Here is a 23,127-nt window from a genome sequence, read left to right as displayed (position 1 = left end):
TTGAAATTATGGATGTTTCAGATTGATTGGAATTTAAGATTTATAGGATATATGAAATTATGGAATGTTTAAATTAATAGGTATTTGGGATTTATTATGTTTAAATTTAAGAAGAAGTTGAAGCTTAAGGAGCCATTTGATTCCCAGTTTAAAAATAAACGAATTTATTTACTAATTGGATGAAAGATGTTATACTACCAAGGTATTAAAACTTAGGTAATTTACCTAGACTGGTTCGAAAACTTCCCAGTATAAAAAACTAAGGATTGAAAAGTAAAAGATTAAAAATCACGTTTAAGGGAATGTAGTTGAAAAACTACCTTTAAAGGTGTATTTTTGCTGACTTAAAACACGTCGTATCCTTAGGATATGGCGTTTTTTGATTATTAGGAAACTTCTCAAATCTGAAAAATAGTGTATAATAGAATAGAAATAAAAAATTGCATGACAAAAGAGCGAAGTGCGGACTTCGCGATGACTTTGATTATGATGTTTTTTGTTTTTGGTTCGAACTGCATTATTTGACGTTTGAGAAAGAAATTAGAGATTGGATTTATCCATATCCCATTGCCTTTCGATATTGTTCAAATAGTGCAGTTTTTTTGTGGTAAACTTCTAGAACCAACATAGAAGAGCCACACTTCGAACATTTTAAAGGATCATATCCGAAGTTTAAAAGAATTGATTGTCTCCAATCAAGCAGGGATTTTAAGAACTTACGTTTTTCATCAGAAAGATATTTAAAAAGATGTTTTTCCTGCTTGTGATGCTTGGCATAAATACCGTAGTATCGCACCATTTTAAAGTGTTTTTCAGGTATATGTATAATCAGGCGCTTGATGAAATCAAGTGCAGGAATTGTTTCGGTTACAAGAGAATTATCTTCATGTTTTTTATAATGGAAAGTAACTTGTTCACCATCATAGTGATCAATACGTGAGGAAGCGATTACTGGTCTGCCAAGGTAGCGAGTGATATATTTCACAGTCTGATCAGGAGTACAATCATTCGGCTTTGCACGAACGTAAAACCCATCAGAATGTAGCGTATACATTTCATTTTTTATTTTACGAAAAGAAGGACCGATACGATTCGTTAAGCGATCCAAAAGAACTTTTCGAAAAGCTTTCCGTAGAAAGTGATAATCAAAGTGTTTAACAATACGCCAGGGAGTATGGTTGCCAGCTCCACCTTCAGAGATAAGAGCATGGATATGAGGATTCCACTTCAAATCTCGACCAAAGGTATGAAGAACACAAACAATACCAGGAGTAAAGTTTTCAGATTTATTCAATTTAGAAAACATACGAAGAATTGCATCACGGACTGAATGAAAAAGTTCACCAAGAAGAGTGCGTTCGTTTAGAAAGAATGCACGCAGTTCTTCGGGGATAGTAAAAACGCAATGTCTGTGTACACAAGAAATAAGCTTAGATGATATGCGAAAAGATCGTTTTTGATTATACATGTTTCCACAAGAAGGACAAAAACGGCTTTTGCAGGTATAAGGAACAAACTTAAGCTCACCACAATCAGGGCAGCCCCAAAAGGCACCACCCTTAGATGAATCACCACAGTCTATCATCTTATTTACATTTTCAATGACAGACTTACGTGGATGTAAAATATATAGTATCTCTTCATAATGTTCTTTAAAAATCTCTTTTAATCTACTCATGATACTATTATGAAGGAAGTTTAAGAAAAAAGAAACCCCTTCCCCTCATGATTGAGGGGCCAGGGGAGTTGAGAGTGTCGTAGACACTTTGTTCCGTTAATTTCAGGTTAGCAATGCAAGAAAAGGTCAGCCTCTTTCTGATCCTTACATTATGAATTTTCAAAATCATATGAAGGAGAATTAAAAAATGTTAGAAAAGAGAAAAGTCATTATTGATTGTGACCCAGGGATTGATGATAGTTTAGCTTTAATGCTAGCGCTTTCGTCACCAGAATTGGAGGTTGTGGGTATTACCGTGGTTTGTGGTAATGCACCTACAAATCTTGGAGTTGAGAATGCTCTAAAGGTGCTTAATCTTATGAACCGTTTGGACATTCCAGTATACTTTGGAGAAGAAAAGCCCTTAGTGCGTGAATATGTTAGCGCTCAGGATACTCATGGTATGGATGGGCTTGGAGAAACCAATTATCAAAAAGTATTAAAAGGTAATGTTAAGGAGAATGCACCAGAATTTATAATTCGTGCTTTAAAGGAGCAGGCGCAACTATCCATTATCGCCTTAGGTCCATTAACGAATATTGCTGTGGCACTTTCAAAAGATAAGGAGATATTTAAGCGACTAGATACCTTTGTTTCCATGGGAGGAAACTTTAAAAGCCATGGAAATTGTTCGCCAGTTGCTGAATATAACTATTGGTGTGATCCGGATGCAGCAAAGATGGTATTTGAAGAATTTGAGAAACTAGAGAAGAAAGTTCATATGGTGGGCTTAGATGTTACCCGCCAAATTGTATTAACTCCTAGTTTATTATCATATATAAAAAGAATTGATGAAGAGAGAGGTAGTTTTGTAGAGAACATTGTACAGTTTTATTTTGATTTTCATTGGGAGTATGAAAAAATTATTGGCTGTGTAATTAATGATCCATTAGCAGTTGCTTATTTTATAGACCCTATGATATGTAATGGTTTTGAGGCCTTTACTACAGTAGAAACGAAAGGGATATGTATTGGTCAATCCGTAGTAGATTCCATGGACTTTTGGAAGAGGAATAAAAATAGCGTAGTGTTAACAGAAGTTAATGCAAGAGCCTTTTTTGAAATGTTTATCAATAGAATCTTTGGGGGAGATCATGCTCTAACGAAAGAGATACTTACATCCATAGGTATTAAATAATAGTTTGATATTTACGCCACGTCTGACAATAAAATTAGTCAGAATGTATTTACAAGAAGTATGTTAGAGAGGTAAATAAAATGAAACGAGTTTCTACAATAAAAATTACAACAATTGCTTTGTCAGCAGTCATTAATATCGTTGGTGCGCAAATCGCATTAATGTTAAAGCTACCAGTTTATCTTGATATGATTGGGACTATCTTCACCGCTGCAATCTTAGGCCCATTTTATGGTATATTTCCAGGGTTACTAAGTGGATTGCTTACAGGAATTAGTACTGATATATTTTCTTTATATTTTTTGCCAGTACAAATAATAACAGGTATAATGGCAGGTCTTATCTTTAAAACAAAATGGATGAAAAATAAAAGAGTTCTGTTTGGTGCATTTTTAGTATCGATTCCAGGAACTTTAGTTGCTTCAATGATTAGTGCTTTTTTATTTGGAGGGGTTACCTCTTCTGGATCATCATTAATTGTAATGATATTAAGAAAAATTGGATTTAATGAGATAGCTAGTGTATTTATCGTACAAATCGCAACGGATTATTTGGATCGAATGATTGCTGTTGCTATCGTACTTTTCTTAGTATCCATCTTGCCAAAGGACATAATTATTAGAGTAAAGGGGACAAGTTATGAATCGATACAGTAAAATTACAAATAAAAATTGCAGAGAGATTGTACTATTAAAGGCCTTTCCATGTGCTTGGGGAAAATGTTCCTTCTGTGATTATACAGACGATAATTCAACCAATGAAGAAGAGATGGTTTTATTAAATGAAGAAGTGTTATCCAATGTAACTGGCGAATTTGGAGTGCTTGAAGTAATTAATTCTGGAAGTTGTTTTGAACTACCAAAGAAAACACTACAATTAATTCGTGATATTATTAAAGAGAAGAACATTAAGAAATTGTTTTTTGAAAGCCATTGGATATACCGTAATAAATTGCAGGAAATGAAAGAGTTTATGGGCATACCAATTGTATTTAAAATCGGTGTTGAAAGCTTTGATCATCATTTCCGCCAAGAGGTATTAAACAAACATGCGAATTTTACAACACCAGAGGAAGTGTCGAAGTATTTTGATTCTCCATGTCTTATGGTGGGAATTAAAGGTCAGACAAAGGAAATGATTGATCGAGATATCAGTATATTACAGAGCCATTTTAAATTAGGTACTATTAATGTTTATGTTAATAATACGACTGACATTAAGAGAGATGAAGAGTTAGTAGAGTGGTTTACAACAAAATATCGTTACTTAGACAATGATCCTACAATAGAGGTACTTTATAATAATGTTGATTTCGGTGTAGGTGATTAATCTGTAAAATATATGATTTAAGTATTTTACAAACAGGGTCTGGCACAAAATAGAGAACAAATCTATTCAGTGGCAGACCCTTGCTATATCGTAATAATAATTCACTGGCTACCTTAGTGCAGTCTCTTTTGCTCGAGAAAAAAACGAAAGGGGGCATTTTAAATTTCGGTGGTCGTGATTTTAAATGCTGCTAGTTTTCTTGTAATTTTTTCTTACTAAAAACCAAAGCAATGCAAAAAATAGCGAATGCAAAACAGAGTTGGACAAAGTATCCATTAAATATTTCTGAACGAAGTTTACCTGAAACTTCGGAAATATTCATTAAAAGATCATTTGTCTTAGTGTACCAGTACGTTGGTACAAATCTAGAAAAAGATTTCACATTCTCAGACATGACGGATAGGGGAACAAATACACCGCCAAGAAAAGCTAAGGCAAGTGAAAGTACGGTACCATATGCAGAGATTGCCTCAAGGTTATGGCCGATAATTCCGATTAGATATCCCAAGCTGATGCTAACAATTAAAAAAATAAAACTATTAAGCAGATAATAAGGAATGGTTGCAGAGTTAGATATTTCTTTGCGATATAAAATAAAACCAACCACAGTTACCAATAAATATATACAAGTGGACACAAAAAAGCTACCAAGTACTAATTGGAAATTACGGCTCTTTAGGGACTGAGAAGAGCAGATATTTCTTTTTCGGACATCTGTTTTATTAAAAACAAACAAAGTAGTACTAATTGTTTGAATCATGAGTGCGATTAGTATATAGGGTAGAAATTTGTAGTAATAATAATACTTTGGTGTAGATACTGACGCTTCTTTATCAAGTGATAAGCTTACTTTTGTTTCTGTTGCTAATACTTCTTTTGTCTTTGCCATGGCAGTGGATACGTCATAGCCTGCACTTAAAAAGCTACGTAAGGTCCTTAATAGCTGTTCAATTTGAAGGTCTACATATAATCCACTATCCGAGTTAGGGATTTTAATACAATCAAGAGAGAGATCAGCGCCATTAAATAGTGAAATCTCAAATTCTGAAGGAATAATTAAGATATATTCTACATTTCGATAGTATAATTCATCTTGCATCAATTCTTTATCATCGGCAAGAGAAACGACCTTGTGATATTCGGATAAATAATCAATAATCCCTTTGCTTGTGGAACTTAAATCACGATCAACAATACCTAAGGAGATAGAGGTGGCTTTAAATGCTGAATCATCGGTTGCTTTTGCGCTATTAGCCATAATGATAGCAAGACCTATAAATATACCTACATATAATAAAACTGCGATTAAATTCTGTTTTACAATTCTGATATTTGTCTTAAATACTGGCATACTTTTCCCTCCTAGTTACTATAAAACATGCGATGCTAAAAAAGATTGCCATGATCACCAAAGAGAGTAAATTCCTAAAAAAACGATTATAGTCATTGTAAACAGTGAGACAATAAAAAGCATCTGTGAGTAAAGTGGTCGGATTGATTCGATTAATAACTGGGATGTTTTTCTCAATAGCATTTGGTATTGTTGCAATCATTAAACCACTTAGAAAACTAAGAATTAGGGTGATAGCTGTGAGTAAAGTAGTTTTTAATTGCTCTCCGCCTTTTACAATTGCGCCAAGAAATTGACCAAGGCAAACGCCAATAAGGCAACCAACAAAACAACAAAGTAAAAATAGTACAGGTTGATCTCCAATTGGAATACGAAGTACAAAACGAAGGTATAAAAAAACTAGAACAATTTCGGAGTAATGTATAGTAATTGCAGCCAATGTCTCGGTTATGATTAGGAACATTTTATGGGTAGGTGTAATCGCTCTTCTAGCAGCGATGGTTGATTGATTCGCTTGTGTTTCTTGCGTGTTTTTTAAACCGTAATAACAACCAAGCATGCAAGTCATTGCCATCAAAGCATAATAATATTGAATTAAAGCATTGGTAGAAATTCCATTTAAGTTCACTTCATTAAGCACGGAGCTAGACGTGTTTAGTGATTCAATGACACTTGTTAATGATTCAGGCTTAGTTGTGGATATTTCGCTAATAATCTTTGTGCTTTGTTGATATTGATCCATAAAGCTTTTTAAAATACTTTGGTTCATACCGGATGATTTTACTATTAGGGTGGGATTTTCTGATAATAGGATGATTCCATCCACTTCTTTTTCATTAAGCATAGCCATTGCTGCTTCTTTATCGGTTTCAGTTACATGAAATAATTTCTGATTATTTTCATCAGATACAGCATTTAGAATTTCTAAAAAGTCACTTGGTGTGTCTGTTTCAGTTACTAAAGCAACAGGAATCGTTTGAAAGCTTTCGTCTAAGTCCATTGTATTTCCAAACCCAGCGAAGAATAGTGTACCAAGTATGATTGGATAGCACAAAGACCAAAAGAACAACGATTTATTTTTGGCTAGACATTTGATTCTAGTTATATATAAATGAAAGAACATAATAGCCTCCTAATCTCTTAATTCTTTTCCTGTGATCTCAAGGAAAACGTCATTTAAAGTTGGTAATTCAGAGTAGACTCTACCAAAAGATATTGAGTGTTCTTTAAGGTAATCAAGAACTCGAATTAAATTATGTTTTCCACCGCTAAATTCAAGTTTTAATACATTATTTTCATAGGAAACCTTATAAACGTGGGGAAGTTCCTTTAAGTTATGAATGTGTTCATCATCGATTTGCAAGACTTCCATAGTGATTGTTTCACCTGTTTTTATCAGTGCTTTTAGCTCTTCTTTTGTACCCACTGCAATGTTCTTACCTTTATCAATAATGGCGATACGGGAGCAGATTTGTTCTACTTCCTCCATATAATGAGTGGTATAAATGATGGTAGCACCACGACGATTTAATTCCATAATGCCCTCTAAGATTTTATTGCGGCTTTGTGGGTCGACTGCAACGGTTGGTTCATCAAGAATGATTAAATCAGGCTTATGTGCAATTCCACATGCTATGTTTAATCTACGTAAAAGTCCACCAGATAATTTTTTTGGATAAAATTTCGTGAAATCTTCTAGCCCTACAAAAGCAATTGCTTCTGCTACATATTGTTTTCGAACCTTTTTATCTTTTATATATAAACCACAGAAATAATCAATGTTTTCGTAGACCGTAAGTTCATCAAAAACTGCGACATTTTGAAGTACTACTCCAATTCTTCGTTTACTATCATAGCTATCTGGTCTCATAGGCTTGCCAAATACTTCAATAGTTCCCTTGTCATAGGTAAGTAAAGATAAGATACAGCTAATTGCTGTGGATTTGCCGGAACCGTTTGGACCTAGTAGACCAAATATTTCCCCTTCTTTAATCTCTAAGGTTAGATGATCTAGGGCAACTAGCTCTTTATAACGTTTTACTAAGTTATTTACTTGTACAATCATATACGTTCCCTTTCTTTTTTATTTAATTGATTTAACATAAAAAATTCGTATAAAGATTTCGCATTAAAAAATTCTCATAAAAGATTTTTCATAAAAGATTTTACTTAAAAGGTTTCACTTAAAAGATTTCGCGTAAAAGTTTATTATATAAAGATTTCAATAAAAATTGATTTAACGTTAAAATAATGATTAAACGATCTATTGTCTTTACCGATTATTGTACTTACTTTAGATCTTCAAGTCATATGTTAAGTTTGTAAGCATAGTATAAACGGTTTAAATATCACTTGTTAGTGAGGGGAGTCAATATTTTAAATGACAAATGTCACATCCTAGTAGTAAAAATTCATATTGGTGAGTTTAATTCATTCATTAATGGGTAAATCATAAAACAAAGCGCTATCCGTGTAATTAGAATTTTAAGTATTCTTAGGAGTGGGAGTAACAGTATTTCTTAAATTAATATGGATAAATTTAACATTATTTTCTATATTTTATAGACGAAAGAAAGTATCATCATATATAATGAAAGGCAGAAGAAGGGAAGCAGTAATGTAAACCAGTGTTTTTACATAATAATGACCTTTTAGAATTTGTATCAAGAAAAATATAGTAAGGAAGGTTAAGCGGAAATAACTATGGAGACGTTATCTGATCGTTTCATACTTTTTTTAGGTTGCGTTTTAATTTTAATATTAGAACCAATTACAATTACAAGCGTTATTGTATTGCTTATTGCAATGTCTGTTAGTGCATTGAATCTAGTTTATGAAGAATCACATTTCGTAAAAATACTATGCATTATTTATGTAGCGTTATGTGTAATTGAACCATTGTTTAGCGTATTTCTACCACTTATTTTTTACGATACGCTTATGTTTAAAGAATACTTTATAAGTGGTTTACTAGTGGTATTGTTATTAAGGTATTTCATAAATAAAGAATCAATAGATGTTTTCCTCTTGTTATTTTTTACGGTCATATCTTACATACTTATGACTAAAACGAAACGTAATGTAAAATTACTTACGGAATACAAGAAACTTAGAGATACCAGCAAAGAACTTAGTTTATTGCTAGAAAGTAAGAATCGGGATTTAATTGAAAAACAGGACTATGAAATACATGTAGCTACTTTAAAAGAGAGAAATCGAATTGCAAGAGAAATTCATGACAATGTAGGACATTTACTATCACGAACTATTTTAATGATGGGTGCAATTACCGCTATGAATAGGGATAAATCTTTGGATGATTCCTTAGAAGTAATTAAAACAACTTTATCAAATGCAATGGACAATATAAGGCAAAGTGTGCATGATTTACATGATGAATCAATTGATTTGGAAACTGAGATAAAGCGTTTGGTAAACGATTTTAGTTTTTGTGAGGTTACTTACGAATACGACATGGAGCTTGTAGGAAATCGAATATTAAAATACTGTTTTATTGCTATTATAAAAGAAGCCTTATCAAATGTTATGAAACATAGCAATGCAACAAAGGTTCACATTATTGTAAGGGAACATCCGGGAATTTATCAGCTTTTAATTCATGATAATGGAACTAAAAAAATAAAAACTAAAGAAGAAGGCATTGGTATTGTTAATATGAAAGAGCGAATATCAAGTTTAAAAGGAACGATCTTTATTTCAGATGAAAAAGGGTTCCGTATCTTTATATCTGTTCCAAAACAGGGGGTTGTATGAGAGTAGTTATTGTTGATGATGATAAATTAGTTTGTAGTTCACTTAAAATAATCTTAGAGACAGATGCAGAAATTGAGGTAATTGCAGTTGGCCATGATGGTAGTGATGCAATTAAGCTTTATGAGGTACATCATCCAGATGTATTGTTAATGGATATCCGTATGGGACTTATTTCTGGATTAGAGGCAGCAGAGAAGATCTTAAAGAAACATAAATTCGCAAAAATATTATTTTTGACAACATTCTCAGACGATGAATACATTGTAAAAGCGTTAAAAATAGGTGCAAAAGGTTTTATTTTAAAACAAGATTATGAAAGCATAATACCAGCACTGAAAGCAGTAAACATAAATCAGAGTGTTTTTGATGGAGATGTAGTAGATAAATTACCACTTTTAATGCAAAATACAAAAAACTTTAATTATAAAAAATATGGTATTTCAGAGAAGGAATATGAACTGATTGAATGGGTGGCTGAAGGATTAAGTAATAAAGAAATAGCAGAAAAATTATTCTTAAGTGAAGGAACCGTTCGTAATTATCTAAGTATCATACTTGAAAAATTGGTGTTAAGAGATAGAACTCAATTGGCTATTTTCTATTATAAAAACAATTAGCGTTTAGAGACATCCCATGTGTTTTAACATCTATATTATCTGAATGTAAGAATCAAATTTAATGAATGATATTGTCTAAGAGGCAGACTAAGAATAGAGATTTATATAAAATCTAACTATTTTTAGTCTGTCATTTTATTTTAAATGTAGAAACAGCAGGTTTTAATTAAGGCTTATTCTGTCTTGATTAAAAGCTTTTTATAAAAACGATCCACACAGATTGCGCCAAAAGGTGCTGTTATAAGAATGGATAATACCGCAACTGTTAAAACAGTCTGGCCACAAGGAAGTCCCATTGCCAACGGAATTGCGCCTATAGCAGCTTGAACGGTTGCTTTTGGCGTATAAGCAATCATACAAAAAATACGTTCATTTTTTGTTAGTTTTGTTTTAAATAAGCAAATAGCCACACCAAACATTCGAAATAGCATCGCACCAAGAACGATAAGAATTGCGGAGGCGCCAGACTTAATTGCATAATTTAAATCCACAGTTGCACCTACTAGTACAAAAAGTAATACTTCGGCAGCAACCCATAGCTTGTTATACTTTGTGGATAAGCGTTTGGCTACATTATGATTTTGTTGGTAAATAACGATTCCTGTACTCATAATAGCCAATAAGCCAGACATCGGTAAAATTCCAGAAAGACGGCTCTCACATTCAATTAATAAAAAGGATATACCAAGGAGAACTAATACCTTTATGGTATCCCTCATATGGTAGGCTTTAAAAAAACGTGTAAGGATAAGACCACATATTATACCAACGATGATTCCCATAATAATTGAAATAGGTATTTGTACAAAGCTAGTTACATTAAGCTGTTGTCCATTTGCTAGTGATGTAAAAGCGGTAAACATAACAATTACAAATACATCATCAACAGAAGCCCCTGCTAAAATTAGCTGAGGAATACTATGTTCCTTACCATATCCTTCATCAAGTAACTTTAGCATTCTTGGTACAATAACCGCAGGAGAGACAGCCGCAATGGTAGCACCAATAATTGCTGCTTCTAGTATAGTTACATTTAGAAGTTTCGGTGCAAGGACAATAACTCCGAACATTTCAAAGCATGCTGGCACAAAGCACATTAATATTGCGGGACGTCCGACTTTTTTTAAATCGCTAATGTCTAGGGATAAACCGGCACGAGTCAAGATAATAACTAATGCAAACTGGCGTAAATCAGGTGAAATTCCTAGAATCGAATCATCCAGTAAGTTAAAAGCATAAGGACTTAAAAGCATTCCTGTAATTATCATGCCAAGTAAACCAGGTAATTTTAATTTCTTAAAAATCGAGCTTAGAAATAATCCTAGTAAAAAAATAAGAGCTAAACTAGTTAACATAAAAACCTCCAATTAGATGATGAATAAAATTCTCATAATCAAAGACACAAAAAAAGCTGATGAGTCCTGCGATATGTATCACAGAAGTCATCAGCATATGTGCGGTTTAGGTCTAAGCCATGGGAGAACTTCATTCCCTAATGGGTACTATATCAAAATAAAGTATATGTGTCAAACAAATTATATAATTATAAAGTTATAATTGTATGGTTTTTAACAAAAGAATTAGAGAATTGTAAGGTTTGCTATCATCGTGCTCAGAATTTATTCTTGCTCATTAAAAATAAAATGTTTTTGTGTTCTATCTATTGACGAAATGTAAATTTTAAGGTATATTATAAATAAGATTAAGGCATGCCTAAAAATTAAATTAGACATACATTAATCCATAAAAATTAATAAAATTAATAAAATTAATAAAATTAATAAAATTACTAAAATTACTAAAATTACTAAAATTACTAAAAGAAAACTAAGCATCTGATAATTAAAAAAGATGTATTTAGAACAAACTAATATAAATTTAAATGAAACGTGGATATAGATATTAATATTAAAACGGATGGAGGATGTAATTATGAATTTATTAAAAAGAAAATTAATTGTTTTACTAGAAGTATTAAGTGTTTTGATGATCGCAACTTTAGTTGTTTAGATTAAAACAATCAGATAAAATTAAACTTACGAAGAGCTATACCAAAAGGAGTAACAAACAATGACACAGAGCAAAGAAGATTATTTAAAAATTATATATGAAGCTGATCTAAGGAATGAAGAAGTGAATAACAAATATATAATGAAAGAATTAGGTGTCAGCGCGGCTTCTGTAAGTGAGATGTTAAAGAAATTAGAAAAAGAAGGTTATGTGGAATACATTCCATATCACAATATTGTAATAACTAAGAAAGGCATAAAAGAGGCTGCTTCATTAGTGAGAAAGCATAAACTGTGGGAAGTCTTTTTAATGCAACATTTAGGATATACTTGGTCAGAAGTACATGAAGAAGCGGAACAATTAGAGCATGTAACTTCAGACAAAATGATAGAACGATTGGATCAATTTTTAAATTATCCCGAGGTATGTCCACATGGCGGTAAAATACCTAGAGATAACGATGAGGAGTATACGACTAAGTTATTTCCACTAAGTACGTGTATGGTTGGTCAGACTTGTAAAATCATGGGCGTCCCTGAGGATAAGGAGATACTAGATTATCTTTATCAGGTTGGCATATCCATTGGTGATGAATATGTTATTAAGGAGATTGGACCATTTGAAGGAATGTTTACTTTAGTCAATGATGAAAGGAATGTTCAATTAAGTTATAAAATTGCAACGGAGTTATATGTGATTTAATAAGAAACACCATCGGTTGATGGTGTTTTTTAGATTTTTAGAAATAATTAAAAATTGTCACTGACCACTAAGATATATCATATTTATATAAGAAGAAAAAGAATGCAGAGGCTTAAGTATGGATAATAAAATAGTGAGTGAGGATTATGCAGACATAATTGTTGAAAATCGTCTTTTGCAACCATATCTATCGACGTATGAGGTAATTCCCATTAACAGCAGTTATTCCATGATTAATATACCAGTCAATTTAATTAATAGATGTAGTATAGAGCAATTTGGTTATCATGGATTTCCATTTTGTTATACTACTGAAGCTAGTTTAAGTCTGAATGCTTCAGGAGTAACTGAGGTACAAAGAAATCCTAACCTTGGAATGAGGGGGCAGGGAATTTTAGTTGCAGTTATCGATACCGGAGTCAATTATCTTCATGAGGCTTTTATTAACCGAGATAATACTACTAGAATTACTTCTATATGGGATCAAACGATAAATGACTCGAATGCTATATCGAATGATGTTCTATATGGTACGGTTTATACTAGAGATATGATAGATTCTGCATTAAATTCTGAAAATCCCCTTGATATTGTACCTAGCACAGATGATACCGGACATGGTACAGCAATTGCTGGAATTATTGGAGGAAATGAGAAAATAAATGCTGATTTTAGTGGAGTGGTCACAGATGCCGAGTTTATAGTTGTAAAATTAAAGCAGGCAAAGAATATTACTAAGGAAATGTTTTGTATTCCTCTAGAGTCAGTATGTTATCAAGAAACAGATATATTATTTGCTTTAAATTATGTAATGCAACAAGCAAATATTTTAAGAAAACCTCTCTCTATATGTCTTGCAGTTGGATCAAGTCAAGGAAGCCATGATGGCAGAGGAGTACTAAGTAGTTATATATCAGAGATATCGAATCAGGCAGGTTTGGCAGTAGCAGTCTCTGCTGGTAATGAGGGACTTGCACGAAGACACTACTATGGAATGCTTGATGCGAGTAATGAGTTTAGTGAATTTCAAGTTAGAGTAGGGAGTAATGAACCAGGATTTGCAATGGAATTATGGAAAAGTACGCCGTTTAGGGTATCTATTGATATTACTTCTCCAACGGGGGAATATATAGCGCAGGTATATCCCACATTACGAGATTGCCGGGTGTTTCGATTTATTTTTGAGCCTACAACAATTTGGCTAAATAATATTATTTCTGAAGGGACAACTGGAGATCAATTGATTTTAGTACGATTTAATTTACCAACAGAAGGATTATGGAGATTTCGTATTTATAATCTTGATAAAGAAACATCTGATTATCACGTATGGCTTCCAGCAAATGGTATGATTTCGGATGAAACCTACTTTATAAATCCGAATCCTGATACTACGATTACTTCTCCAGGCAATTCTAGATTTGCTACAACCATAACAGCTTATAATGTAGAGACAAATAGTATCTATAACAATGCCAGTAGGGGATTAACTAGATTGGGACAAATAAAACCAGAGTTGGCTGCACCGGGTGTTGATATTGTATGTCCTACATTTAATAGTAAGGACTCGTATGGATTGATTACTGGAACAGGGGCAGCCGCTGCTCAAGCAGCAGGAATTAATGCAATGTTACTTGAATGGGGAATACTAAAAGGTAATAATACGGGAATTGATGGGATAGAAATTCGAACAATGCTTATTCGTGGGGCACAAAAAAATCCGGATAATTCAATTAATAATGTTTGGGGGTATGGTAAAATTGATGTGTATGGTGCTTTTGAAGCCCTAAGGCCTTAATAATAATTAAAGTAAAAAAAAGCTGTTGCCATATAGTTATTAAATACTTTAAATAACTATATGACAACAGCCTTTTTATGAATTACTATAAGGCATCTTCTCCTTTTTCACCGGTGCGTATCCTTATAACTTCTTCAACTTGATAAACAAATATTTTACCGTCACCAATTTCTCCTGATCTGGCTGCATTCAATATTATATTTTTAACCTTCTCAAGCTCTGTATCTTTTATAACCAAATCAATCATAACTTTTGGAATTAAATCCATTTGAAATTTTTCACCACGCCAAGCTTGAATAATACCTTTTTGATTCCCCTGCCCCATAACATCTGTAACGATAATTCCACGATAACTTTCTGTTTGCTCTAATGCTTGTCGTACTGCATTTAATCTGTCTGGTTGGATGATTGCTTTGATATGTTTCATTGCTTTTTACCCTCCTCGTTATTTTGCTTTTTATTATCATATTGATAGTCTTGCATAATAAGTGTGTATGATGGTTTTCTAGTCAAAAATTCAGGGTAAGCTTGATTACCATGTTCATTCATATCAAGACCTTCTATCTCCTCATGTAATGGAACTCTAAGACCAATAGTTTTTTTAATAATAATCCATGTAATTAATGATGCTGTAAATACAAAAGCACCAACACAAATAATCCCGAGTAGCTGTTTTCCTAAAAGTTCGAATCCTCCGCCGTAAAATAAACCATTGCCTGTAGCTACGCCTGTAATACCATCCTCTGCAAAGAGACCAACAAAAATAGTTCCAAGGATACCATTTACTAAGTGGACAGCTATCGCACCAACTGGATCGTCAATCTTAGCACGATCAATTAAAATAACTGCAAATACAACTAAGATTCCACAGATTGCTCCAATAATAATGGAACTTGTAACGCTAACATAAGCACAGGAAGCAGTAATACCTACTAAACCAGCAAGACATCCATTAATCGTCATACCTAAATCTGGTTTGCCAATAACAATCCAAGCAGTTGCAGTTGAGGTAAGAACAGCAACGATAGCAGAGGTGTTCGTTGTCATTAAGATATGTGAGATTGAGGCAGGATTTGCTTCCATTGTAGAACCAGGATTAAATCCAAACCAGCCTAACCAAAGTATAAATAATCCTATAGTTGCAAGGCTTAAATTATGACCAGGGATTGGATTTATCTTTCCGTCTTTAGTATATTTGCCAACTCTAGGACCAAGAACTAATACTCCAGCAAGGGCTGCCCATCCACCTACGGAGTGCACAACGCTACATCCTGCAAAATCAAACATACCAAGTTTTGATAAGAATCCACCACCCCAGATCCAGTGACCCACGATTGGGTAAATGATTAAGGTGAGGAAAAATGAGAACACAATAAAGGAAATATACTTAATACGCTCTGCAACGGCCCCCGATACAATTGTGGCTGCTGTTCCACAGAATACTAATTGAAAGAAAAATTTTGCATAGAATGGAATTCCAGTCCATGAGATTGCAGAATAAACACCCTCGTATGCTTCACCAACAGCTGGTGAATTATCAGCGCCAGATAACATAAATAATCCTTTTAATCCTACAAAACCATTTCCATCGCCGTACATGAGTCCCCAACCTAAGAGAAGGTAGCCTAAGGATGATACAGCAAATACAATAAAGTTTTTCGATAAGATATTTACTGTGTTTTTTGCTCTTGCAAAGCCACTTTCCACTGCGGCAAACCCTAAATTCATAAAAAACACAAGCATTGCCGCTAAAATTACCCATAAGGTGTCCACTGTTACTTTAAAATCCATAAATGATCCTCCCTTGCCCTAATAACAAAATAGACGCGTAGATAATATCTACACGTCTTTGTTGTATTAGGTTATTTTATTTTATGCTAAGTAAGATAGAGTCACACAAAGGTGAATTTTAAACAAAAAAGAAGGCGTACAGAAAAAATTCTGAACGCCTTTGTTTTTGTCTTTTACTTAACTTATGCTATCATATTTCACTATCCCAAAAAAATCAACCAATAAATGTAAAAATTAGCGAAATCTTAACACAGCTTTAATGTATCGTCATCTTATGTTCAATATACCAATGCTTCATATAAGGTTTAAAAAGATAGAAATCCTAAATGCTCTAATAGTATTTTACTGCCTAATAAAATTAAGATAAAACCACCGGCAAATTCAGCTTTTGATTTGTAAACTGCACCAAAAACATTCCCGATTTTTACCCCAAGTGTAGATAAGGAAAATGTTATAACGCCAATGAAGGCCACAGCGATTGGAACATTTACTGTTAGGCATGCAAAAGTGATACCAACGGCTAATGCATCAATGCTTGTTGCAATTGCAAGAACTATCATATTAGAAAAAGATACGGAATCATTTGATGTCTCGTTATCTTTACTAAAGGATTCTTTTATCATATTACCACCAATTAAAAGTAATAGAATAAATGCAATCCAGTGGTCTACGGATTCAATTTTTTCACGGAAATTAACCCCAAGAAGAAAGCCAATCAAAGGCATAAATGCTTGTAAAAAGCCGAAGTACAAACCAACAATTCCAGCTTTCTTTAAACTAAATTTTTTCATAGATAGGCCCTTACAGACCGCAACAGCAAAAGCATCCATCGATAGGCCAATTGCTAAAATAAATAATTCCAAAGAACTCATAATAATTTCCCTTTCGTATTTAATTTTAGTGCAGACATAAAAAAAGACCTATCTGTGGCGTACCACAGATAAGTCTCGCTATTTAAAATAAAGCCAGATAGAAATTTCGTATCATTATGTTGACTTTATTACACTCAGAGTGCTAACTACTCCCTTATTTGTATTACGATTATAGCGTATTGATGAATTGTTGTCAACAGAATGATTCAAATGGAAAAATAAAGTATAGTTGATGTATTTGTATAATAAAACTCATAATTTGTATGTAGAAAAAAGAAAAATGGTAATACTTTAAAACAAACATATATAGAAAGGATGTAACGATAATGGTTCCATTTTTCTTTTATTTATATATTAGAGTGTTGATGAAAGTAAAAGCATTTATAAGCTGTGAGTTGTTCCAGTTGCTTAAAGAGCATAGAAGACTAAGTTATGAGCGTTTTACAGTTAAATAGGTAATGATGCATTAGCTTTAAAAAAGTAATGCTGCTTTATATTAAAAAAAGTAATGCTGCTTTAGGTTTATTATTGAATAAGTGATTTAACTGGTTGACAAATATAGTAAATTGAATTATAATGTGAAAAATTATGAAATGCGATGAAGAGAAGAGTAATAAAAGAAGAAATTTACAGAGAAATTCCTGGATGCTGAGAGGGAATAATGGATGCTTTTATGAAACAAGTCTTGGAGCAGCATACGGATCTTATCGGCCAATTAATGAATGATATTTCTTAAAGCGCAGGTAGGTGATGCTATGACGTGTGTTCCCGTTACAGAACTAGAGTATGATTTGTACTTGATGAGGTTAATATGGTGACATATTAATAAAATAGGGTGGTACCGCGAATATTCTCGCCCCTACAATTTATTGTAGGAGGTGTTTTTTTATACCCTTTTTTACAACGCAATTCTTAAATGAAGAAGCTTAATTTTAGTCTCGATTTTAATTATGCAACATGCCTTCTATAATTATGAAAAACTTGTCATTTTATCCTAAATAAGGTATATTTATCTAGAAAGAAACAGATACTAATGAGATGAAGATAACTAGATTTAAATAGATGAGAAGGATTGAGCGGAAAAGAGGTAATTATGGAACAGCATGTTGCAAAAGCGAATTTAATTAAACAAGAAATAAAAAAAGTAGTGATAGGTAAGGATGAAGTTATTCATAAAGTATTGACCGCAATTCTTGCAAAGGGGCATATATTAATTGAAGATATTCCTGGAGTTGGTAAAACGACCCTAGCACTAGCATTTTCTAAAGCAATGGAGCTAGAATATCATCGTTTGCAATTTACACCGGATGTTCTTCCATCCGATGTTGTTGGATTTCATATGTATAGCAAAGATGGTGGAGATCCCGTATATAAACCTGGCAGTATTATATGTAATATGTTTTTAGCAGATGAAATCAATCGAACTTCCTCAAAGACACAATCAGCGCTGCTAGAAGTAATGGAGGAAGGAAAAGTGACGGTAGATAGTGTTACGATGGAAATTCCAAAACCATTTACCGTCATTGCAACACAAAATCCCATTGGCTCGGTAGGAACGCAAATGCTACCTGAATCGCAGTTGGATCGTTTTATGGTAAGACTTAGTATGGGGTATCCAGATATTTTAAGTGAAATTGAAATATTAAAGGGACGACAAGCAAATGAGCCCCTTTCTAACGTCAATGGTGTTGTTAGTAGAGAAGAGTTATTATTTATTCAAGAAATGGTGGATAATATATATGTGCACGATGCTGTTTATGAGTATATAGCAAAACTTGTTTTAGCAACAAGAGAACAGGAATTAATAGCACTTGGCGTAAGCCCAAGAGGCACCTTAGCATTAACTAGTATGGCAAAAGCAAATGCGTTTTTAAAAGGAAGAAGTTATGTAATACCAGATGACGTAGCTAGTGTATTTAAGGATGTTACAGCACACCGTATGATATTACAGCCAAAAGCGAGGGTGAATCATGTAACCATATATGATTTAATTGACAACATTTTGGAACAGGTACCTGCTCCAAGATTGATTCTAAAATAGGAGTAAGGGTGAAATTATGTTACGACGGAAGATAATTTATTTACTACTGCTCATTATTTTGGGGTTCCTGTCAATTCTTTATGATTCTTATGTAATGAGCCTTATTTTTTTGGTTGCAGTGTTATTTCCGGTTGTGTTGGCAGCAATTGCGTGGTACGTAAGGAGTAAATTACAAGTTTCTGTGGCTAGTGCATCGAAAATTGAAAAGAAAAATAAAGAAATAGAAGTTGAGATATTAATTAAAAATCCCACAATATTTCCAGTGGCAAGGCTAGTTGTAAAGACAAAATATGGCCATCACTATGAGGAGGCTACAAAAAAAGAAAACTTAACTAGTTTCGTTGATGCAAGCAATGAACAAAAGCTAACAGTACATTTTTCCAGTATGTATTGTGGAAATATAACGTTTGCTGTGGAAACCATACGCTTATATGACTATTTGAATATATTTTCATTTAAAAAACAGATATCTAAGGAACTTACGATTTCAATTATACCGGAGTTTTATATAATTGAAGGAAAGTTAGTTTGGGAGAATCCAAATGTTTTATTGCAAAGTGATATTTATTCCACAATAAAAAGTGGTGATGATTCCTCTGAAATTTTTTCAATTCATGAATATAAAGAAGGAGATCGAATGAATCACATCCATTGGAAGTTAAGCTTAAAGGAAGATGCACTTATGGTAAAAGAGTTTGGACTTCCAATTGATTGTTCCGTGGTGATTTTGCTTGAACTTTGTGCAAATAATAAAAATACGCTAAAAGAGGTGGATGCTGCTCTTCAAGCTGTACTGTCCTTATCTTTTTCCATGATATTAAGTAAACAACAACATTTTATCGCGTGGTATGACAATTATGATGGAATATGTAAGAGAAGTAAAATCGAGAAGGAAGAGGATTTGTATGAAACATTCTCATATATATTTCAAAGTAAATTATATGTATTTTCTGATGCGGTTGTTCGTTTTCATGCTGCAGAATTTGAAAAAGAAGGATATACAAACATCTTTTATGTTACACCAGTGCTAACAGAGATTGCCTTACAAGAGCTAGAAGCTTGCAAAAGAAATGCCTGGTGTCATATCATAGCGATTTCAAAAGAGTCACAACTTACTGAGAGTGTAGAGCATAACTGGATTACAAGTACTGGTTTTAATTTCATAAATCCAGACGAGTTATTCCACTCGTAAAGGACGGTGAGATCATGGGAAAGAAAAATAAAAAACAAAAATTTCAAATCGATAGTATCTCACTGGGGAAAAGTATTAAGGTAACATCTGTTACAAATTACAAGGACTTTACTTGGTTTTATATCTTACAGTTATTTCTTGTTTGGCTTGGAATCTACACACCAATCATATGTTTTGCCAGTAGTTTTGATTTAAGCTATATGAAAGATGTAATTATATTAGCTAGCATAGCTACAACTGTTTTCTATTGGTTTATCTTTTATTTTTATCAATACTTAAAATATTCGATACCAATTACTGCAGTTGTAATTATTTATCTAATCATTAAATATAAAGCATACTTACTAAATGGATTTTATCATCTAGAGAATGCAATCATTGATAAGTTAAATTATTATTTTAATATGTCAGTAGTAAAATATAAAACTGAGCTTTCAAAGGTACTTTGTTTAACCCTTTTACTTATTGTTATTATGCAACTTCTTGGAATTTTACTCTCTTTATTAATTGTAAGAGAGAAGAGAAAAAGTGTATATATCTTTGTATCTCTTCTTTTTGTGTTGTCTGGATTTTTCGTTGGTGTAATACCGAATCCTTATGCTTTAGTAATGTATATACTATTTGTTTATACTATATTTGCAATGGATATCCGGGCATTTCGTAAAAAGATTGAACCAAAGCGTCACGAGACATCAATGAAGGATACTAAAGTTGAATATAAGCAAATTGTACGATTAAAAGTTGGTGCTGTAGTAGGAGGGCTTTTAGGCATAATTACAATTGTTATTTTAATTTTGTTTTCTCCAAAAACATATAGCAAATATGTTGACTTTACAGAAACAAAAATCAATATACAATCAACACTTATGAATTTTTCTTTTGAAGATTTCGTCAATGATGTAAGTAAAAAATTTGAACAGTTAAATTTATTTAATAATGAAGGTGCTTTTAAAGGTACTGGAACAATGGGTGGAGGCTTGTCAGGAGGTAAATTATCAGCGACGCCTAAGGTGGAATTTACAAATAAGACGGTGTTTAAATTAACGATGCCTGCAGAATCGGGCAGTTTATATTTAAAGGGATTTGCAGGTGCCACCTATACAGGAACATCATGGGAGGATTTAAATAGGGATGCAGAAAAGAAATATAGATCCATTGTAGAAACTTATGGTGGTGGAGCTTTTACTGGAGAAAATTTAAGTAATGAGTACTTAAACTTATTCCTTAATGGTGTAATATCATTTTCGACGAACAAATTAGAGGGTGCTGATGCAAATCCATTTGGTTTATTAAAGCGTTTTACTTTAGACATTGACTATGTGAATGCAAATGAAAATTTTATGTATGCACCTTATTTTCTAGGGGAGTTACCAACGGGAGATTTTTTATCAATTTCTGATTTATATGCGAAACCAATGAGAAATAAATCATTTTATAATTATTCATATTATAAATTAACAATGGTGGACACTCTAGCTGATAATCTCTATAAATTCAAGAATTTACAGGATTATATCTCCATTCAAGATGATTATAGGTATTCACAATTTTTAGAATTTGAAGAAAACTATAGAAAATTTGTATATGAAACATATGTAGGTATTCCAGTAGATAAATTTCAAAGACTTACGAAGATTGAGCTGGGCGTGCCAAAAGCATATGATACCGATTCTATGATTAGAGTTGTTAATATGGTAACAAGTTATTTATCGAATACTACCTCATATACATTATCACCAGGAGCACTTCCCAAAGGTCAAGATTACATTGAATATTTCTTATTTGATTCGAGAAGAGGATATTGCGCTCATTATGCATCTGCAGCTGTTATGCTTTTACGATATTATGGAGTGCCTGCTAGATATGTGGAGGGTTATATTGTTACGGAAAATGATATTAATCATGGGAGAGCTGGAGATATTACGTCTTTTCAAATGTATGACAACAACGGAAACGAAAGGCTGTATCAGACGAGGAATAGAACCGTTGAGATCCATGATACCAATGCACATGCTTGGGTAGAAGTTTATATGGATGGTGTTGGCTGGTTGCCAATTGAAGTAACTGCCGGCTACTCAATGAATGGAATAAATTCAATAAATAATACGATACAAAATGAAGTTTCCAATATACCATCGCCGACACCTTTGCCAACGAATACACCAAAGCCAACGGAAAAACCAGAGGTTACAGCAACCAATGCTCCAACACCAACCACAGGTATTAATCCGACAGAATCTGAAGTTAGTCCAAACCCAAGTATAACTGGGGGAGCAAACTCGGGAGAATACGATAAATTTGGTACGAGCATTTTAAAAGACATTATCTTTATCTTATGTATGGTCTTGTTATTACTAAGCCTTTGTTGGTTACGTTATCTGGTATTACGGTATTTTAGAGAAAAAAATAGTTATGATGCATTTCATCGTAATGAATCAGCGCTGTATTTATACAGTCAAATTGAAAAGATGTTAAAGATTCTAAAGTTTCAAAAAATGGAGAGCGAAACTTATGAACAGTTTTTTGAACGGTTGAAAGATGAATATGAGTCATTGCCAGAGGGGTATGAAAAGGTCTTAGCATTATTATTAAAAGCTCGCTTTTCGAATCAAAGAATTACTAAGGAAGAATTTGAAGAGATATTGTCGTATTTTATCGAATTTAGAGAGTCATTTTACAAACAGTTTAAAAAAATACGTCAATTCTATATTAAATACTGGAATATTCTATAAATAGTTATTCATTTTTTCTAAATTCTGTGATATAATTATTTATATAAAAGACTCGCAGTGACA

At 32.9% G+C, this 23,127-nt stretch carries 18 protein-coding genes, 2 riboswitches and 1 other annotated feature; of the genes, 10 read left to right on the top strand and 8 right to left on the bottom strand.

All coding sequences use genetic code 11. The features are described 5' to 3' along the window. Positions 1-224 precede the first annotated feature (224 nt). Positions 225-269, top strand: a riboswitch (PreQ1 riboswitch). Between the two features lie 284 nt (positions 270-553). Beyond that, positions 554-1,678 (bottom strand): IS91 family transposase, encoded by a 1,125-nt coding sequence (locus tag BN4220_RS02430; protein WP_066713097.1) that lies wholly within the window; start codon positions 1,676-1,678, stop codon positions 554-556. Positions 1,679-1,865: 187 nt separating this feature from the next. On the opposite strand from BN4220_RS02430, the gene BN4220_RS02425 reads away from it, so the two are divergent. The 3 genes from BN4220_RS02425 (at position 1,866) to BN4220_RS02415 (ending at position 4,184) form a co-directional block, all read left to right on the top strand. Then, complete coding sequence (locus BN4220_RS02425) at positions 1,866-2,855, top strand: nucleoside hydrolase (RefSeq protein ID WP_066713095.1); 990 nt, start codon at positions 1,866-1,868, stop codon at positions 2,853-2,855. Between the two features lie 80 nt (positions 2,856-2,935). Next, entirely contained in the window at positions 2,936-3,511 is a 576-nt protein-coding gene (locus tag BN4220_RS02420; RefSeq protein ID WP_066713093.1) for an ECF transporter S component, read from the top strand. Then, on the top strand, positions 3,495-4,184 hold the full coding sequence (locus tag BN4220_RS02415) for a radical SAM protein (RefSeq protein WP_066713091.1): 690 nt from the start codon (positions 3,495-3,497) through the stop codon (positions 4,182-4,184). Before BN4220_RS02420 ends, BN4220_RS02415 begins: the two co-directional genes overlap by 17 nt. Positions 4,185-4,374: 190 nt before the next feature. Here the strand turns inward: BN4220_RS02415 and BN4220_RS02410 are convergent, their stop codons facing one another. From BN4220_RS02410 to BN4220_RS02400, 3 genes are read right to left on the bottom strand one after another with little or no spacing between them, the layout of a single operon-like run. Further along, positions 4,375-5,535, bottom strand: a complete 1,161-nt coding sequence (locus tag BN4220_RS02410) for an ABC transporter permease (protein WP_066713089.1) — start codon at positions 5,533-5,535, stop codon at positions 4,375-4,377. After that, positions 5,522-6,658, bottom strand: a complete 1,137-nt coding sequence (locus BN4220_RS02405; protein ID WP_066713086.1) for an ABC transporter permease — start codon at positions 6,656-6,658, stop codon at positions 5,522-5,524. The genes BN4220_RS02410 and BN4220_RS02405 overlap by 14 nt, the downstream gene beginning before the upstream one ends. A gap of 9 nt (positions 6,659-6,667) precedes the next feature. Next, a complete protein-coding gene (locus tag BN4220_RS02400) occupies positions 6,668-7,600 on the bottom strand; it encodes an ABC transporter ATP-binding protein (RefSeq protein WP_197467879.1) in 933 nt (310 codons plus the stop codon). A gap of 638 nt (positions 7,601-8,238) precedes the next feature. On the opposite strand from BN4220_RS02400, the gene BN4220_RS02395 reads away from it, so the two are divergent. Further along, positions 8,239-9,309: a sensor histidine kinase gene (locus BN4220_RS02395; protein ID WP_066713083.1), complete on the top strand. Its 1,071-nt coding sequence runs from the start codon at positions 8,239-8,241 to the stop codon at positions 9,307-9,309. After that, complete coding sequence (locus tag BN4220_RS02390; RefSeq protein ID WP_066713080.1) at positions 9,306-9,926, top strand: response regulator transcription factor; 621 nt, start codon at positions 9,306-9,308, stop codon at positions 9,924-9,926. The genes BN4220_RS02395 and BN4220_RS02390 overlap by 4 nt, the downstream gene beginning before the upstream one ends. Positions 9,927-10,099: 173 nt before the next feature. Here BN4220_RS02390 and BN4220_RS02385 read toward each other — a convergent pair whose 3' ends face one another. Then, positions 10,100-11,281, bottom strand: a complete 1,182-nt coding sequence (locus tag BN4220_RS02385; RefSeq protein ID WP_066713077.1) for a cation:proton antiporter domain-containing protein — start codon at positions 11,279-11,281, stop codon at positions 10,100-10,102. Positions 11,282-11,355: 74 nt separating this feature from the next. After that, positions 11,356-11,428: riboswitch (Fluoride riboswitch) on the bottom strand. A gap of 568 nt (positions 11,429-11,996) precedes the next feature. Here BN4220_RS02385 and BN4220_RS02380 point away from each other — a divergent pair. After that, the gene (locus BN4220_RS02380; RefSeq protein ID WP_066713075.1) at positions 11,997-12,638 is read left to right on the top strand and encodes a metal-dependent transcriptional regulator; all 642 of its coding nucleotides are present in this window, start codon (positions 11,997-11,999) and stop codon (positions 12,636-12,638) included. 118 nt (positions 12,639-12,756) lie between these two features. Then, positions 12,757-14,436, top strand: a complete 1,680-nt coding sequence (locus BN4220_RS02375; RefSeq protein WP_066713073.1) for a S8 family peptidase — start codon at positions 12,757-12,759, stop codon at positions 14,434-14,436. 85 nt (positions 14,437-14,521) lie between these two features. Here the strand turns inward: BN4220_RS02375 and BN4220_RS02370 are convergent, their stop codons facing one another. From BN4220_RS02370 to BN4220_RS02360, 3 genes are all read right to left on the bottom strand, one after another. Then, positions 14,522-14,863 (bottom strand): P-II family nitrogen regulator, encoded by a 342-nt coding sequence (locus BN4220_RS02370; RefSeq protein WP_066713070.1) that lies wholly within the window; start codon positions 14,861-14,863, stop codon positions 14,522-14,524. Continuing rightward, a complete protein-coding gene (gene amt, locus BN4220_RS02365; RefSeq protein WP_082811989.1) occupies positions 14,860-16,227 on the bottom strand; it encodes an ammonium transporter in 1,368 nt (455 codons plus the stop codon). Before amt ends, BN4220_RS02370 begins: the two co-directional genes overlap by 4 nt. Positions 16,228-16,532: 305 nt before the next feature. Beyond that, the gene (locus tag BN4220_RS02360; RefSeq protein WP_066713068.1) at positions 16,533-17,099 is read right to left on the bottom strand and encodes a manganese efflux pump MntP; all 567 of its coding nucleotides are present in this window, start codon (positions 17,097-17,099) and stop codon (positions 16,533-16,535) included. 589 nt (positions 17,100-17,688) lie between these two features. Further along, positions 17,689-17,963: a binding site (T-box leader), on the top strand. Positions 17,964-18,192: 229 nt separating this feature from the next. Here BN4220_RS02360 and BN4220_RS02355 point away from each other — a divergent pair. The 3 genes from BN4220_RS02355 to BN4220_RS02345 are packed head-to-tail and all read left to right on the top strand — an operon-like array spanning position 18,193 to position 23,064. After that, a complete protein-coding gene (locus BN4220_RS02355; protein WP_066713066.1) occupies positions 18,193-19,140 on the top strand; it encodes an AAA family ATPase in 948 nt (315 codons plus the stop codon). 16 nt (positions 19,141-19,156) lie between these two features. Beyond that, positions 19,157-20,332 (top strand): DUF58 domain-containing protein, encoded by a 1,176-nt coding sequence (locus BN4220_RS02350; protein ID WP_066713064.1) that lies wholly within the window; start codon positions 19,157-19,159, stop codon positions 20,330-20,332. Between the two features lie 14 nt (positions 20,333-20,346). Further along, positions 20,347-23,064 (top strand): transglutaminase domain-containing protein, encoded by a 2,718-nt coding sequence (locus tag BN4220_RS02345; RefSeq protein WP_066713061.1) that lies wholly within the window; start codon positions 20,347-20,349, stop codon positions 23,062-23,064. Positions 23,065-23,127: the final 63 nt, after the last annotated feature.

The organism is Clostridium sp. Marseille-P299 (genome assembly GCF_900078195.1).
Classification (GTDB): Bacteria; Bacillota; Clostridia; order Lachnospirales; family Lachnospiraceae; genus Lachnoclostridium.
This window is presented reverse-complemented; position numbering and strand designations above follow the sequence as displayed.

Coding starts and splice junctions, on each gene's coding strand:
- BN4220_RS02345 (WP_066713061.1), top strand. CDS start 20,347: ATGGGAAAGAAAAATAAAAAACAAAAATTTCAAATCGATAGTATCTCA.
- BN4220_RS02360 (WP_066713068.1), bottom strand. CDS start 17,099: ATGAGTTCTTTGGAATTATTTATTTTAGCAATTGGCCTATCGATGGAT.
- BN4220_RS02405 (WP_066713086.1), bottom strand. CDS start 6,658: ATGTTCTTTCATTTATATATAACTAGAATCAAATGTCTAGCCAAAAAT.
- BN4220_RS02370 (WP_066713070.1), bottom strand. CDS start 14,863: ATGAAACATATCAAAGCAATCATCCAACCAGACAGATTAAATGCAGTA.
- BN4220_RS02355 (WP_066713066.1), top strand. CDS start 18,193: ATGGAACAGCATGTTGCAAAAGCGAATTTAATTAAACAAGAAATAAAA.
- BN4220_RS02420 (WP_066713093.1), top strand. CDS start 2,936: ATGAAACGAGTTTCTACAATAAAAATTACAACAATTGCTTTGTCAGCA.
- BN4220_RS02400 (WP_197467879.1), bottom strand. CDS start 7,600: ATGATTGTACAAGTAAATAACTTAGTAAAACGTTATAAAGAGCTAGTT.
- BN4220_RS02395 (WP_066713083.1), top strand. CDS start 8,239: ATGGAGACGTTATCTGATCGTTTCATACTTTTTTTAGGTTGCGTTTTA.
- BN4220_RS02430 (WP_066713097.1), bottom strand. CDS start 1,678: ATGAGTAGATTAAAAGAGATTTTTAAAGAACATTATGAAGAGATACTA.
- BN4220_RS02410 (WP_066713089.1), bottom strand. CDS start 5,535: ATGCCAGTATTTAAGACAAATATCAGAATTGTAAAACAGAATTTAATC.
- BN4220_RS02385 (WP_066713077.1), bottom strand. CDS start 11,281: ATGTTAACTAGTTTAGCTCTTATTTTTTTACTAGGATTATTTCTAAGC.
- amt (WP_082811989.1), bottom strand. CDS start 16,227: ATGGATTTTAAAGTAACAGTGGACACCTTATGGGTAATTTTAGCGGCA.
- BN4220_RS02390 (WP_066713080.1), top strand. CDS start 9,306: ATGAGAGTAGTTATTGTTGATGATGATAAATTAGTTTGTAGTTCACTT.
- BN4220_RS02350 (WP_066713064.1), top strand. CDS start 19,157: ATGTTACGACGGAAGATAATTTATTTACTACTGCTCATTATTTTGGGG.
- BN4220_RS02375 (WP_066713073.1), top strand. CDS start 12,757: ATGGATAATAAAATAGTGAGTGAGGATTATGCAGACATAATTGTTGAA.
- BN4220_RS02415 (WP_066713091.1), top strand. CDS start 3,495: ATGAATCGATACAGTAAAATTACAAATAAAAATTGCAGAGAGATTGTA.
- BN4220_RS02380 (WP_066713075.1), top strand. CDS start 11,997: ATGACACAGAGCAAAGAAGATTATTTAAAAATTATATATGAAGCTGAT.
- BN4220_RS02425 (WP_066713095.1), top strand. CDS start 1,866: ATGTTAGAAAAGAGAAAAGTCATTATTGATTGTGACCCAGGGATTGAT.